This window comes from Methyloglobulus sp., from assembly GCF_046714055.1.
Taxonomy (GTDB): Bacteria; Pseudomonadota; Gammaproteobacteria; order Methylococcales; family Methylomonadaceae; genus Methyloglobulus.
In genome coordinates, this window is sequence record NZ_JBKKBJ010000104.1 from 1 (window position 1) to 11,477 (window position 11,477).

The 11,477-nt window shown below is 50.2% G+C and carries 14 protein-coding genes and 1 pseudogene; 12 read left to right on the forward strand and 3 right to left on the reverse strand.

Annotated features, from left to right (window positions below):
• Positions 1 to 223: 223 nt before the first annotated feature.
• Positions 224 to 445 carry an ATP-binding protein gene (locus ACLQ6D_RS06550; protein WP_411726485.1) on the forward strand — a complete coding sequence of 74 codons (222 nt, stop codon included), beginning with the start codon at positions 224 to 226 and terminating at the stop codon, positions 443 to 445.
• Positions 446 to 804: 359 nt separating this feature from the next.
• Positions 805 to 996 (forward strand): annotated as a pseudogene (locus ACLQ6D_RS06555) (2Fe-2S iron-sulfur cluster-binding protein); the annotation flags it as partial.
• On the opposite strand, the gene ACLQ6D_RS06560 reads toward ACLQ6D_RS06555, so the two are convergent.
• A complete protein-coding gene (locus tag ACLQ6D_RS06560) occupies positions 961 to 1,284 on the reverse strand; it encodes a hypothetical protein (RefSeq protein WP_411726486.1) in 324 nt (107 codons plus the stop codon). The pseudogene ACLQ6D_RS06555 and the gene ACLQ6D_RS06560 overlap by 36 nt on opposite strands.
• Positions 1,285 to 1,333: 49 nt before the next feature.
• Between ACLQ6D_RS06560 and ACLQ6D_RS06565 the strand changes: the two genes are divergently transcribed.
• Complete coding sequence (locus ACLQ6D_RS06565; protein ID WP_411726487.1) at positions 1,334 to 1,786, forward strand: adenylate/guanylate cyclase domain-containing protein; 453 nt, start codon at positions 1,334 to 1,336, stop codon at positions 1,784 to 1,786.
• Positions 1,737 to 2,006, forward strand: a complete 270-nt coding sequence (locus tag ACLQ6D_RS06570; RefSeq protein WP_411726488.1) for a globin domain-containing protein — start codon at positions 1,737 to 1,739, stop codon at positions 2,004 to 2,006. Before ACLQ6D_RS06565 ends, ACLQ6D_RS06570 begins: the two co-directional genes overlap by 50 nt.
• 147 nt (positions 2,007 to 2,153) lie before the next feature.
• Here ACLQ6D_RS06570 and ACLQ6D_RS06575 read toward each other — a convergent pair whose 3' ends face one another.
• Together ACLQ6D_RS06575 and ACLQ6D_RS06580 are read right to left on the reverse strand one after the other, a co-directional pair.
• Positions 2,154 to 4,445, reverse strand: coding sequence for a cyclic nucleotide-binding domain-containing protein (locus ACLQ6D_RS06575; protein WP_411726489.1), 2,292 nt, complete (start codon positions 4,443 to 4,445; stop codon positions 2,154 to 2,156).
• A gap of 37 nt (positions 4,446 to 4,482) precedes the next feature.
• Positions 4,483 to 4,809, reverse strand: coding sequence for a hypothetical protein (locus tag ACLQ6D_RS06580; RefSeq protein WP_411726490.1), 327 nt, complete (start codon positions 4,807 to 4,809; stop codon positions 4,483 to 4,485).
• Between the two features lie 320 nt (positions 4,810 to 5,129).
• Here ACLQ6D_RS06580 and ACLQ6D_RS06585 point away from each other — a divergent pair, with 320 nt between their 5' ends.
• The 8 genes from ACLQ6D_RS06585 (at position 5,130) to ACLQ6D_RS06620 (ending at position 11,469) form a co-directional block, all read left to right on the forward strand.
• On the forward strand, positions 5,130 to 5,957 hold the full coding sequence (locus tag ACLQ6D_RS06585; protein ID WP_411726491.1) for an ABC transporter ATP-binding protein: 828 nt from the start codon (positions 5,130 to 5,132) through the stop codon (positions 5,955 to 5,957).
• Between the two features lie 15 nt (positions 5,958 to 5,972).
• Positions 5,973 to 6,755: a lipid asymmetry maintenance ABC transporter permease subunit MlaE gene (gene mlaE / locus ACLQ6D_RS06590; protein ID WP_411726492.1), complete on the forward strand. Its 783-nt coding sequence runs from the start codon at positions 5,973 to 5,975 to the stop codon at positions 6,753 to 6,755.
• Between the two features lies 1 nt (position 6,756).
• On the forward strand, positions 6,757 to 7,224 hold the full coding sequence (gene mlaD / locus ACLQ6D_RS06595) for an outer membrane lipid asymmetry maintenance protein MlaD (protein ID WP_411726493.1): 468 nt from the start codon (positions 6,757 to 6,759) through the stop codon (positions 7,222 to 7,224).
• Positions 7,221 to 7,535, forward strand: coding sequence for a lipid asymmetry maintenance protein MlaB (locus tag ACLQ6D_RS06600; RefSeq protein WP_411726494.1), 315 nt, complete (start codon positions 7,221 to 7,223; stop codon positions 7,533 to 7,535). The genes mlaD and ACLQ6D_RS06600 overlap by 4 nt, the downstream gene beginning before the upstream one ends.
• A 45-nt stretch (positions 7,536 to 7,580) precedes the next feature.
• Positions 7,581 to 8,846 (forward strand): UDP-N-acetylglucosamine 1-carboxyvinyltransferase, encoded by a 1,266-nt coding sequence (gene murA, locus ACLQ6D_RS06605; RefSeq protein WP_411726495.1) that lies wholly within the window; start codon positions 7,581 to 7,583, stop codon positions 8,844 to 8,846.
• 5 nt (positions 8,847 to 8,851) lie between these two features.
• Positions 8,852 to 9,478: an ATP phosphoribosyltransferase gene (hisG, locus tag ACLQ6D_RS06610; RefSeq protein ID WP_411726496.1), complete on the forward strand. Its 627-nt coding sequence runs from the start codon at positions 8,852 to 8,854 to the stop codon at positions 9,476 to 9,478.
• A 4-nt stretch (positions 9,479 to 9,482) separates the two neighbouring features.
• Complete coding sequence (gene hisD, locus ACLQ6D_RS06615) at positions 9,483 to 10,784, forward strand: histidinol dehydrogenase (RefSeq protein ID WP_411726497.1); 1,302 nt, start codon at positions 9,483 to 9,485, stop codon at positions 10,782 to 10,784.
• A 214-nt stretch (positions 10,785 to 10,998) separates the two neighbouring features.
• Positions 10,999 to 11,469 carry a hypothetical protein gene (locus tag ACLQ6D_RS06620; RefSeq protein ID WP_411726498.1) on the forward strand — a complete coding sequence of 157 codons (471 nt, stop codon included), beginning with the start codon at positions 10,999 to 11,001 and terminating at the stop codon, positions 11,467 to 11,469.
• Positions 11,470 to 11,477: the final 8 nt, after the last annotated feature.

Here is an 11,477-nt window from a genome sequence, read left to right on the forward strand (position 1 = left end):
GCCGCCCATTCACTTGGCCGTCTTTGCAACTCGCCTGCTTCCCGCATTTTGGACAATCCATCGCAACCTCCCGGTGCATGTTAATGACCCAAAACTTATACAGTATCTATATATAATTAGCAATGCCGTATTTTCTTCCTTTTTCAATCTTTGTCCAATGTTCGTGCGATCCTTCTTGTGTTTCTAGTGCAAAACCAAGATAGGCTATTAATTTATTTTGTTAGTGCGCGATTATGGAGCTGGCATTAGCCCAGAAAGTATCAGTAAGATATTCGAACCTTTTTTTACCATGGGCCGCGGCAAAGGGGTAACCGGCTTAGGTCTCGCCATTATCAACAATATGGTCAGCGTTGCGATGCAGGGCACTTTGTCTGTCGAGTCTGAACTGGGTTGTGGGACGTGCTTTACCATTTGTTTTCCGAAAAATTTGAATAGCTGTGTATAATCCCAACAATCTCAACCGTGCCGGGGGAAGCGCTGATTTAATCCTTCGACAAGGACAAAAACGATTTCTTCAACTCGTAAAGTGCAATATGGTCGTACGGTGGAATGATGCAAAACGCAATAGTGTGCGTATTGCACCGAATGCAAGGCATTTTGATATAAGGGAACCTCTAAAAATTCAAAAATAGCCTTCTCCCTCTGGGAGAAGGCTGGGATGATGGATTTAGAATCAAGCAGTTATACCCCTCACCCTACCCTCTCCCACAGGGAGAGGGTATTTTTAGAGGTTCCTATAAAATATTGTAATAAACCTCATACTTTTCACGCGACTGACTGGAATCGAAAGATCTGGGAGCCAATATGCAGAAAGTCACATATTTTCATGAGGTTACGCTTGATGACGTGAAGGAGGGCCAGACGTTGCTCGACGTTTCGATCCGCCATAGGATAGCACATCTCCACCAGTGTGGTGGCCGGGCGAGGTGTACTACCTGCCGGGTGCAGATCCTGGACGGATTAGCCAATGTTTCGGCGCCGAATTCGGTCGGGCAGAAGGTGCCATCCCAGCGAGGCTGGGACGATTTCACCCGACTGGCGTGCCAGACTCGTGTCCACGGCGATGTGGTCATCCGCCGACTCCTCGACAACGCACAGGACATTATCGTTCTCGATCTCGACGAACTCCAGGGCGGTGCCGCCGGTGAGGGGAAGGAGATCGAACTCGCGATCCTCTTCTGCGACATTCGGGAATTCACAACCCACAGTGAACAGAACCTGCCCTACGACGTTGTGCATATGCTCAACCGTTATTTCACCGTGGCTGCTGAACCGGTGCTCCATAACAACGGCTTCATTGACAAATACATAGGGGATGGCATTCTAGCCGCTTTTGGCATCCGAGGCGAGTCTCCAGGCTGCGTGTCGAAACGCAGTTCGCGCCGCGCTCGGAATGTTGGCGGCAGCACGACGGCTAGAACCCACGTTCGAACGCGAGTTCAACGTACCGCTTCGCATAGGCATAGGAATTCACTTTGGCACGGTCATCCTAGGACGCATTGGCCATCCGGGAAAACGGCAATTCACCGTGATCGGCGACACGGTCAATACGGCAAGCCGGGTGGAAAGCATGACCAAACAACTGGATGTGGCCCTCTTGCTGAGCGACAGTGTTGTTACCCAGATTCCCAATGTACTGGAACTCGGCCCTCCCGTAGAGGTTTCCCTCAAAGGCAAAACCACAGACACATTCGTGTATCCTTGCCGTGGCTTTGCGGAGCCTGACACGATTCCTCGTGCAGTCCTCGTTCGACCAAATCGCTCCGCGGGCCTTGGAGTTCAGTGAGCGCTTCTATGCCAATTTATTTGAAGCCCATCCTGAATTGCGCCCCCTTTTTCGAAACGACTTGGCGGCCCAGACCAAAATGCTCATATCCCTCCTGAGTTCGGTCGTGAAAGGCTTGAACCGCATGCAAGAGATTGTGGGTGGATTGCGGGCGTTGGGGAATCGCCACCTCAATTACGGTGCCAGTCGTGCCAACTACGATAAAGTTTCAAACGCTTGATTCGAACTCTGAAGGAATTCCTGGGAGACGAATTTACGCCGGAGCTACACCATGCGTGGATGACTCTCTACGGTATGACCGCAGAAACAATGATCGATGCGGCTGAGGAGTGACTGGGCTCCACAGGAAAGGATTTTCGGCAAAAAGTCAAACAGCGATGTGTGTATTGATGCGTTCGGCGATCTGTTTGCGGATAGCTTCGGCTATGGTGCTTGACCCGATGGATAGCGACTGAAAATCATCGCGGGTAAGCACGGTCAATTCGCAGGGAGTGAGACATTTCACAGTCGCTGTGCGCTCGGTATTGTGGAGAAGGGCAATTTCCCCGAAAAAGTCACCACAGCCCAGTTCGCCGACCTTACGACCGTCCCTGAGCGCTTTAAGTTGACCTGACTGGATGACATAGGCCGTATCGCCAGCGCCTCCCTGGCGGATGACTTCGTCGCCGGCTTCGAAATGAAGTCTCTGGAGACTTTCGGTGGTATTCGGTGCCAGCACTGCAATGTCCGCTCGGAAGGGAATGTCCAGAAACCAATCGATCAAGATACGGAGGTTACGTTCCAGGCCGGGCAGTGCGGCAAGTTTCGTGATGCGCGAGATAAACCAGGCGGGCGCTCCCCCGAACAGCCAGGATCCCAGTCGGCAGAGGGACCGACGGCCCATATTGAAGGAAAGGAGCCAATGATCTCTCGCCCGGAACGGCTGCGTCATAAACCCCTGAGAGGATGCCCAAGCGTTTTGCCCAGCCGACTTGCCTAGTGCAACCCAGTCGGCGGTCGTGAGGAAACGCCTGTCCGCAATTTCTCCCTGTACGGTGGTGACCCAGATATGCGGCCTGCACAGAAAATTCAGTTCATCACCAATTTCCAGAGGCCAACGAAATATTTGCTCGTCGATCTTTACGTTTGGCAACATGAACGAAGCATTGACCACCAATCCGACAGGTTGTCGCTCTCCGTTCTTGAAGACAAGATTTTCAGCGGTGACCGCAACAACCTCCTTATCGTGGAATAACTGAACCCCAGCTGCTTGCAGCTCGGCGTTCCTCCTGGCCTGGATTTCTTCCTCAAAGAGGCTGAACGGGACTTTGGTGTCCTCATAAAGATGAACCCACCAGCCTTTCTGATAAAGTACCGGATACGAAACTTGCGCTGTTTTCAACATCTCACAGATTTCAACGGCAGTGGCACAGGCACGTTGACCCGAACCAATGACGGCGAAGGTTAGCAAGCGCTGTCGAACGGCGGGATCTTCCGCAAGTTCGGCTTCTTCGACCCGATCCATGATACGTTTGCGAATATACAGCGCGTCGCCGACGGAATTGATCGGACTGGAATGTGCCATGAGCCCCGGAATTCCGACCAGTTTGGGTATCGGAAACAAGGCCAGGATCAATTGGTCGTAAGGGAGGCTGAAAGGTTTCTCGTTGCCGCGCCGGATGCCCACCTGTTTAGATTTCGTATCGACATAGGCCAGTTCCCCCAAAACCACGCGTGTTTGTGGAAGGACGCGCCTGATTGGGTTCACCACATTGCCGGGCTGCATGGTACCGCCGATCACTTCCGGCAAGAGCGGATAAAACAACTCGTTAGGCTGGTCATGCACCAGCGTAAGCTTTACCCGCGTGTACTGGCCTACCAGTTTTTCTATTTTCATTGCGGCATGGATCGCCGCGATGGTTCCTCCGACGATAACAATGTTCGCCGTTTTATCTCGCGCTTCAGGCATATGGAAATGTCCCGCTCCGTTGAATAGAAAAGACAGCATTACGCCATAAAACAAGGCGTGCGCCATCCAGCTTTCCGGCAGTAATGCCGCAAAAAACAAGAATGCAAAAAGAAAGAATAAGGACAGTGGCCTCGGCAAAATACCCGCGATAATCAGAATCTCCGAGGTGAATTCGACCAACGCCATCAATAAAATAAATTTTTCCGGCGCATTGCCCAGCAAAAACACATCGTGGATGTTGAGGATGCCTATGGACAGATTCGGCTGAAAGACTTTATAGACTACCGCCAGATAGAATATATTGTTGCCGGTGAGTGCCCGCATGATGGCTTGGGTACGCTGGCGGGGTTGTGCGGCAAGCAATGTCTGTAACCCCAAGAGACTCGGATCGGTTGGCATCGGGACAAAATGACTTCCGGGCCCTTGCAACAGCAGATAGATCGCCACACCCAACAATGTCCCGGCGTAGGCGAAAATGGCGGTTCCGAAAAGAAAAACACCCAGAAGCGCCAGCAACATCAGCGCGACGGCGCAGCAACGTACGTAAATCCCGAACAGAAACCCCAGCCCAAGCAAAACTTCCACCCAACGCAAGACCATCCAAGAGGGGGCTGCCGAAATCAATTCCAGATCGGGGGCAAATAAGGTCGGCGAAGTAAAACGTTCGATGCCGTACTTGGGTTCGATCCCGAAAGCGGATGAGATGAGCACCCAAGCCAAGCAGAAACGAAGGACTGGGGCGACCAAGTCACCATACGAGCCGAGTCGTGCTTGCAGGTCTGGAAAAAGCTCGCGGGCCCCCAGTATAACCCAACCTGATCCACCCAATCGTGAATAGCAGGAAGGCCGAGATCAGGCTCACGTTGAATGCAGAGATACTGGTATAAAGTTCCGGCATCGGCTTGGCATTCCACTCGGTGATTTGGTCTGGAGTCAGGATCCAGCGCTCGTGTGCCAGCAACGGATCGCACCAGGAATACCCGATCACGATAGCAATCAAGGTGACGATCAAACGGCCTGCATCTCTGTAAGGTGCGCCAGTATGATGGATAGTTTCCGTTAACGACGTGAGCATGTCTTCAATCCACAAGTGATTTTTTAAGTACCATTCCGTCTTGCCTGATAGCCTTATTGAAATCTTAAGCCTACTGATTTTCTACATTTGTATGTGCTTTGTAAGATGCAGGTTTCAGGTCTATGCGAATCCGCTTTCTTAATGGGTACGGTTGGCAATCACATTCATTCATGGTCGAGCCTGTTTTTTAGTTTGTAGGTCTCTTTATAAGAATTTTACAGAAGAGCTTTCAGATTAATTCTTGATTAAAGTTTGACTCAAAAGGGAGTAGTCATAGACAATACCCTGTTTAGATTCGTAATTATTAGTTTTTGCCGAATATGGGTAATAGCACTCGTTCCCAAAACAGTTTAGTCTCAGTCCGGGGGTTATCATTTTCACGGGGTGACAATAAAATATTCCAAGATGTGTCCATGGACTTTGAGCGCGGAAAAATTACCGCGATTATGGGGCCTAGCGGAACCGGCAAAACGACCCTGTTAAAGCTGATTGGCGGGCAATTGCAACCGGCGCAAGGCACTGTGACGGTGGATGGAAGCAATGTCCACCGCTTACGTAGAAGTGAACTGTTTGTGTTGCGTAAGCGTATAGGCATGTTATTCCAAAGCGGCGCTTTACTGACGGATATGAGCGTTTACGATAACGTGGCTTTTCCGTTGCGGGAACATACCCATCTGCCCGAGTCCATGATTCGTACGCTGGTGTTGATGAAATTACAGGCGGTTGGTTTAAGGGGCGCCAGAAGCCTGATGCCGAATGAGCTTTCCGGCGGTATGGCCAGGCGTGTGGCCTTGGCACGGGCCATCGCCTTGGATCCTATGATGATAATGTACGATGAGCCGTTTACCGGGCAGGATCCCATTTCCAAAGGGATATTGGTGCACCTTATCAAGTCATTAAACGTTACCTTGGGCTTGACTACCATTATCGTGTCCCATGATGTGCATGAAACCTCGGCGATAGCCGATTACATTTATGTGGTTTCGGACGGAAAAGTGATCGGCGAAGGTGCTCCTGCGGAAATTCAACACTCCCCGTCAGAATGGGTCCGTCAATTTTTGGACGGCTCTGCCGATGGCCCTGTGCATTTTCATTACCCCGCAAGGGACTTACAGGATGATTTGATGTCATCTGGGAAACGCTATTAGTATTGCTGCTTAAACATGATGGAATTGATTCAATATTTAGGTAGGAATACCCGTAGCAGTTTTACCAAACTGGGACGTGCGACTTTTTTTCTTTTACAAACGCTCACCGGTATTATCGACATATTGCCACGCCCACGGCTGCTGCTTAACCAGCTCTATTCAGTCGGCGTATTGTCCTGTTTGATTATTTCTATTTCCGGCTTGTTTGTTGGCATGGTGCTAGGTTTGCAAGGTTATTACATCCTTTCCGATTTCGGCGCTGAAGAAACCTTGGGGGTCATGGTTGCCGCTTCCTTGGTGCGTGAATTAGGCCCCGTAGTATCCGCCTTATTGTTCGCCGGACGTGCCGGCTCAGCCTTGACTGCGGAAATTGGCTTGATGAAAGCCACGGAACAATTATCCGGCATGGAAATGATGGCTGTCGATCCTATCAAACGCATCATATCGCCACGCTTTCTGGCAGGTTTTATCTCCATGCCTTTGTTGGCGGCCTTATTTAGCGCCATCGGAATTATTGGAGGGCAGATGGTCGGTTCCGGTTTGTTGGGCGTTGACGACGGCGCTTATTGGTCACAAATGCAGGCAAAAATTGATTTTTATGACGACATTGTCAATGGCGTTATCAAGAGCCTGGTGTTTGGTTTCGTGACCAGTTGGATAGCCTTGTTCGAGGGCTATGATGCCATTCCAACATCCGAGGGTGTTAGCCGCGCAACCACACGCACCGTTGTCAATTCCGCTTTCAGTATCTTAGGTCTGGATTTCATCTTGACCGCACTCATGTTTGGAGACGATTAACATGCAGCACAGCAGTACCCAGGACACGCTGGTCGGGCTTTTTGTCGCCTCCGGTATTGCCGGGTTATTTTTTCTTGCGCTACAAGTCAGTAATTTGAGTTCGTTTACGGAACAAGCCGGTTACACGGTTACGGCTCGATTTGAGAACTCCGGCGGATTAAAGGTTAAGTCGCCGGTCTCTGCGGCGGGTGTCAAAATCGGCCAGGTCAGCGACATCAGCTTCGATCCAAAAACTTACGAATCCGTGGTTAAAATGCGGATCAACTCGCAATACAGTAGCATTCCCGAAGATACGACAGCCAGCATCTTAACCGCCGGATTGTTGGGTGAGCAATATGTCAGCCTGGAACCCGGTGGCTCTGGCGAGTATTTGAAAGAAGGCGGCAAAATAGAAATTACCCAATCGGCCATTATTCTCGAAAAAGCCATCGGCCAGTTCCTGTTCAAATCAGCAGAAGAAAAGAAATGAGCAAACTGTCCATTGTTAATGAGGGTTCCGGCCGTTTCATCGTCGATGGTGACCTGACTTTTTCTGCCATGGATAAAAAAACCGTAAGCTCCTTTGCATTTTTGACCACGACCAAGCAGGTCACCCTGGATTTGGGTGGGGTTGGCAATGCCGACAGCGCTGGGCTCGCTTTAATGATTGAATGGGTAAAGCATGCCCGCAGTAAAAGAGTACAATTGCGCTTTAGGAATATCCCCGAACAACTCCTGAACCTGGCCAAGTTGAGCGGAGTTGATAAGACGAGCTATTTTGTTTCGGTAACTTCCGGCTAAGCTGAAAAGAACGGGCCAGCATAGCCAACACAACAATAATCTTGTATGGATAAATTAATCATTACCGGCGGCAAACGACTCTGTGGCGAACTCCGCATTTCCGGTGCCAAAAATGCTGCGCTGCCAATTTTAGCCGCCACTTTGCTTTCCCAAACCCCTGTCAGCGTCGGAAATATACCTCACCTGCATGACATTACCACCACTATGGAATTATTGGGCAGGATGGGTGTGCGATTGCTAGTTGACGAGAAAATGAATATCGAGGTGGACAGCAGCACTATCACAAGTTTTGAAGCGCCTTATGAGCTGGTCAGGACTATGCGGGCATCTATCCTGGTATTAGGGCCATTATTGACGCGTTTCGGCGAAGCGCATGTGTCTTTGCCTGGAGGTTGTGCTATCGGCACACGTCCAGTGGATGTCCATATTAATGGGCTGATCAAAATGGGCGCAGATATTACTGTCGAAGGCGGTTATATTCATGCTAAAGCCACTAGGCTAAAAGGATGTCGTTTAGTCCTTAATCTAGTCACCGTTACCGGTACAGAAAACTTAATGATGGCGGCAACCTTAGCTGAGGGCACGACCATTATGGAAAACGCGGCAAAAGAACCCGAAGTGACTGACCTGGCACATTTCCTTAATAAAATGGGTGCTAAAATTTCCGGTATCGGCACGGATGTGTTGGTCATTGAAGGTGTCGAAAAACTTGGCTTGGAATCCATTCACTACGATATCCTGCCCGACAGGATTGAAACCGGGACTTATCTGGTCGCAACCGCAATGACTGGCGGCAAAGTCAAACTCAAAAACACGCGCCCCGACATTCTGGATGCCGTATTGGACAAATTGACTGAAGCAGGGGCCGAAATTACGACGGGAGACGACTGGATTTGTCTCGACATGCACGGTAAAAAAACCAAAGCGGTGTCCGTGCGCACGGCGCCCTATCCCGCTTTTCCAACCGATATGCAAGCCCAGTTCATTGCCATGAATGCGATCGCGGACGGCGTAGGCATTATCACTGAGACGATTTTTGAAAACCGCTTTATGCATGTACAAGAACTGCAACGCATGGGCGCCGATATTAAACTGGAATCGAACACCGCTATCTGCACAGGTGTCAAAAACCTGACGGCGGCACCCGTTATGGCTACCGATCTAAGGGCTTCTGCTAGTCTAGTCATAGCCGCGCTTGCTGCCGAGGGCAATACCTGGGTGGATCGCATTTACCATATTGACCGTGGCTATGACCATATTGAAGAAAAACTGTCACAATTAGGTGCGGTCATCCGCCGCGTCCCTAACTAGTAGCCATGCTAACCATTGCCGTATCTAAAGGCAGAATATACGAAGAAGCCTTGCCTTTCTTGGAAGAGGCTGACATCACGCCCATTGACGATCCCAAAACCTCCCGCAAACTGATCTTGTCAACAACGCGGGATGATGTCCAACTCGTCATTATCCGTGCCACCGATGTCCCCACCTTCGTCGAATATGGTGCTGCCGATATGGGTATTGCCGGAAAAGACATACTCTTGGAACATGGCGCTGAAAGCCTTTATGAACCCCTGGACTTAAAAATTGCCTGTTGCAGGTTGATGACGGCGGCACACAAGGATGCACCTACACCAAAAGGCCGACTCCGTGTCGCCACAAAATACGTCAAAATCGCGCAACGCTATTTTGCCAATAAGGGCATTCAGGCTGAAATCATCAAGTTGTACGGGTCTATGGAGCTTGCGCCGTTGGTTGGCCTTGCCGATTGCATCGTCGATCTGGTCGATACTGGCAACACCCTACGTGCCAACAACCTTGAACCGAGAGAACTTATTATGAACATCAGTTCCAGGCTCGTCGTCAATAAGGCCGCCATGAAAATGAAAAATCAGGCCATTGCCGCCTTACTGGAACAATTCGAACTTACGCTGGCTAAAAGGTAAGCCTATGTCAGAGATTACAATTACCGAACTTGATGCTGCATCTCCAGATTTTGCTGGGCAACTACAAAATTTGTTGGCCTGGAACGAAACCGAGGACTTTGACATCCATCGGCAAGTTTTGGATATTATTGCCGACGTACGCAGCAATGGCGACAAAGCGGTTATTGCTTACACCAATCGCTTTGATAAACGCCAAGTCAATCTCGCATCCGAACTGGAGTTGAAGCTAGACAGCCTTAAATCGGCTTTTGCGGCTATCCCAGCAGCACAAGCCGCAGCCTTACAAACCGCAGCGGACAGGATTCGTGCGTATGCCGAACACCAAAAACTGCAATCCTGGGATTATACGGAAGCTGACGGCACGGTATTGGGACAAAAAATTACCCCGTTGGATCGCGTAGGACTTTATGTGCCGGGCGGTAAAGCCGCTTATCCTTCATCCGTTTTGATGAACGCCATTCCGGCTAAAGTGGCGGGTGTCGGCGAATTGATTATGGTAGTCCCCACGCCGAAAGGCGAAAACAATCAACTGGTGTTGGCAGCGGCCTATTTGGCGGGTGTCGATAGAGTCTTTACCATAGGCGGAGCACAAGCCATTGCCGCCCTCGCTTATGGCACAGAAACCATCCCCGCCGTCGCAAAAGTCGTCGGCCCCGGAAATATCTATGTTGCCACCGCAAAAAAGCTGGTGTTCGGGCAGGTGGGCATCGACATGATTGCGGGCCCTTCGGAAATTTTGATTATCTGCGACGGCAGGACCAACCCAGACTGGATTGCCATGGATCTTTTTTCGCAAGCCGAACACGATGAAAACGCCCAGGCGATTTTGATTAGTGATGACAGTGCTTATCTTGAAGCTGTTAAGCAAAGCATCAACAACTTGCTGCCCACTATGGAACGTGCGGAGATTATCCGAGCTTCCTTGTCTACCCGTGGCGCACTTATCAAAGTCAACGGTTTGCTGCAAGCCACTGAAATTGCCAATACGATTGCCCCAGAGCATTTGGAACTTTCCGTGGAGAACCCTGAAACCTTGTGCCAACATATCCGCCATGCGGGGGCTATTTTCATGGGCCGTTATACCGCTGAAGCCTTGGGTGATTACTGTGCAGGGCCGAACCACGTCCTGCCTACCTCGAGTACAGCACGGTATTCCTCGCCTTTGGGAGTCTACGACTTCCAGAAACGCACGAGTTTGATTAACTGTTCTAAAGCGGGTGCAAAAGAATTGGGGAAAACCGCTTCCATACTCGCACGCGGTGAGAGCTTAACCGCCCATGCGCGTTCTGCGGAGTATAGGGTTTAGGCAACTGTTATCCCTATAAAGTTGGCTGTTGTGCATCGTTACCACGCTCCAGCATGGTAACGTAACTTGAGCCGTTCCAGCAGTACGGGACGCAAAGCGTCCTTGACAGTATTCCCACGCAGGGGCATGGGAACGATAAAAATAACCTAAACTTACCGGAAGATAGCCGATTATGCGCTAAAACGATTACGTGAACTTAATGGATTGATAAATCATGGCTAAAAAAATAACAACACTAAAACCCATTGAACATTATGCCCACACTGACAAAGAACGGGTAAATAATCCACAAATCGGATTAGTCACGCCCAAAACCGACCCAGACAAGGGCGTAAAGAAAAGCTACCAGTACGACCCGCACCTTGACCCACAACTGCAATGGGCAGGTAAAGCCGAACATACCAGCTTTGAAATTCCTACCGTCAGCTTGCATGTCCACGAACGCATTGATGCGAAAACCATTATCGATGCGGTAAAAAAGACCAATGGCCTTGGCGGACAAACCAGCTTGTTTGATGAACCCAAACCCTTGCGCGAAGCCTTGGCGTTTTACCAGCACAAAGAAAACTGGAGCAACCGCCTGATTGCGGGCGATAGCCTGTTGGTGATGAATTCCTTGCTGGAAAAAGAAGGCATGGCGGGCAAGGTGCAAACCTTCTATCGCTGCGAGGCAGGAGCCGAGTAGTCCCCAGA